The organism is Pseudoflavonifractor sp. SW1122 (genome assembly GCF_012027765.1).
GTDB lineage: Bacteria > Bacillota > Clostridia > Oscillospirales > Oscillospiraceae > Enterenecus > Enterenecus faecium.
Window position 1 is genome coordinate 1 of the sequence record NZ_SJOS01000090.1, and the last position, 2,286, is coordinate 2,286.

Consider the following 2,286-nt stretch of genomic DNA (forward strand, 5'->3'; position numbering starts at 1 on the left):
TTTGTTATAATTTGTCTTCACAAACAAATTGTAAAGCAAATGAAACGAGAGGCCAACCCCCAAAAAGGTTAGCCTCTCGTTTTGTTGTTCTGGCCTATTTTGCAACAGGCCCTTTTAGCCCTTTTCTCTGGGAATGCGTGTGCGGTTTGGCCCTGTGTGTTTCGTTGGCTCCCTACCGTCCAAACCCCGTATGGGTCACGGTTGGGGTCAAGCGGAAACGGACTCGTCAAAGAAGCCTCGCACCGGCTGAGAGGAAAGCTCCCGTTTTGCCAGCTCTCGCTCATAGTTGACACGGGTGATCTCTTCAATAAATGCCTTTTGTGTGGGGGTGGCTGTGGGCCAAGAGACATTGAACTTTTTGCACATGGAGAAAAAAGTTCCGTACCATAGCCGGTCTTCCTCGCTCTCATGGGTGAAATACCACTTGGCGTTTTCCATATTCAGCCCTCCTCCAAGTAATCTGTAAAAATCATCTGTGCAGCCTCGTCACAGATCAAATATCTGGGTGCTGCATTGGTTTTCCGACTGGGCAAACGAACCGCACCAAAATCTCGCTCATAATGCTGTGCCAACTCCGGCGTCTTGGCATCCAGCGTGACATCGCCGTTAAATCCGGCATCCACGGATAACTTAATGCCATAGGCAATCAACGCCCGACCGATTCCTCCGTATTTCGGTGTCTCTACAAGGGTTCGATTGCTTTCCGCTTGGCTCTCCATGTAGACGACATGGACACCCATCGTTCCATTTCGAACTTCATAGGCCCCCAAAGCCACCAATTCCCCTTCTGCTGTTTTGAACGCATACAGGTCAAAGCCGCTGGATGTGATGTAATGGCTGGTCCAGTCTGTCTGCCATTGGGGATCGGAGCATGAGACCTCCAGATCTTGCCGGGTGGCTTTTGCAGCAGTCACAAAAACTTTGGCTTTCTTTGTGTCCCAGATATAAAGTCTGAACTTGGCCACATTGCTCACCTCGTTTCTTGTAATCAGTATACCACGACAATGCCTTGTTTACAACTTTAGTGGGCAATAGTCCCTGGGTGTTTCCGTCCCCCAATGGCGGGCCAATCTCCCCGGACAGTGTGCTACATATGCTCCATCGAGTGCTGAAACGGGCAGGACTGCCCAAGGTGCGATTCCACGACTTGCGCCACACCTTCGCTACCCTGGTGCTGCAAAACGGGGTGGATGTGAAAACCGTGTCCGGGATGCTGGGCCACTTCTCCGCAGGGTTTACCCTGGACACCTACGCCCATATCACCAGCGCAGCACAGAGACAGGCAGCGCAGACTATGGGGAGTGTGCTGGCGGGGACGATTGAGACGTGAACACTTCATATTTCCTTGCAAGTCTTTGGACGAGGAAAATTCCAAAATATATAGCAGTTTCTCGTAAAATATGTTTGGGTAGGGTGCAGATCGTCACTAGACATGGAAACCCCTGCCCGAACATAGCAATGTAATTTCCTACTTATTTCCAAGCAGGGTGAGTTGCTGAGAAATTAGAAAAAACTCTCTGTCTCTGTCACTGTCAACGACATCTGGCGAGTACAGTGAAAGCGCCTTATGTCTTCCTCTAATGGTGTATTCAATGCTAATTTTGTCAATTTTAACTCCATATAATGAAATTTGTTCATAATGGGCATTAGAAACCGTGCTTTTATCTATCGTCTTTGTTCTTTTGTTAAATACAAAAACGATAGTTTCATCAAAGAAACATGCTTTTCCTGTATGAAAGATAAGGAAAGAAAAGGTTCCGTACACAGTTTTGAATAATATTGGTGCAAGAAAAGCCATAATGATGGCGGAAATGAGAATGAACAAGAATGGATTGATTGTGTCTCCCCAAAAGAAGTACTCAATAAAAGCTAAAATAAACCAAAGAGGAATTACCATGCATACTCGCAACGCTATATTTTGATGCTGAAACTCGATTTCCATCTCTGTGAGCACTTCCTTCTACTGCAAATTTTAATATAAACGAAATCTTAACATGTAACCACGACAATTTCTATACCAGAAAGAACATTTGGCGAGGGGTGACAGATCTTGTTGAGGCAGTCGAAGTGAAAACCTCCATATCTCCACCCCTAACCGCTCCAAACTCCCGTATGGGTCAGCGTTTGGGTCAAGCCAGTTTAGTGCCGTTTCGACACTACCAGGGGAGGGAAGCCATCACAAATCTAAACCACCGAAAAAGTCCTGAAATTCTGGTAAAGTTAGTGAATAGTGAAGAGTGAATAGAGAAAAAGGAAATCCCAGATGCGAAAGCATCTGGGATTTAT

At 46.4% G+C, this 2,286-nt stretch carries 3 protein-coding genes and 1 pseudogene; 1 reads left to right on the forward strand and 3 read right to left on the reverse strand.

What is annotated here, in order from left to right; translation table 11 throughout:
* Nucleotides 1-207: 207 nt before the first annotated feature.
* The gene (locus E0L15_RS12075; protein WP_087233527.1) at nucleotides 208-438 is read right to left on the reverse strand and encodes a hypothetical protein; all 231 of its coding nucleotides are present in this window, start codon (nucleotides 436-438) and stop codon (nucleotides 208-210) included.
* Nucleotides 439-440: 2 nt separating this feature from the next.
* Nucleotides 441-965, reverse strand: a complete 525-nt coding sequence (locus tag E0L15_RS12080; protein ID WP_087392340.1) for a hypothetical protein — start codon at nucleotides 963-965, stop codon at nucleotides 441-443.
* A gap of 65 nt (nucleotides 966-1,030) precedes the next feature.
* Here E0L15_RS12080 and E0L15_RS12085 point away from each other — a divergent pair.
* A pseudogene (locus tag E0L15_RS12085) lies at nucleotides 1,031-1,330 on the forward strand (site-specific integrase); the annotation flags it as partial.
* A gap of 138 nt (nucleotides 1,331-1,468) precedes the next feature.
* Here E0L15_RS12085 and E0L15_RS12090 read toward each other — a convergent pair.
* Nucleotides 1,469-1,942: a hypothetical protein gene (locus E0L15_RS12090; protein ID WP_087233533.1), complete on the reverse strand. Its 474-nt coding sequence runs from the start codon at nucleotides 1,940-1,942 to the stop codon at nucleotides 1,469-1,471.
* Nucleotides 1,943-2,286 lie beyond the last annotated feature (344 nt).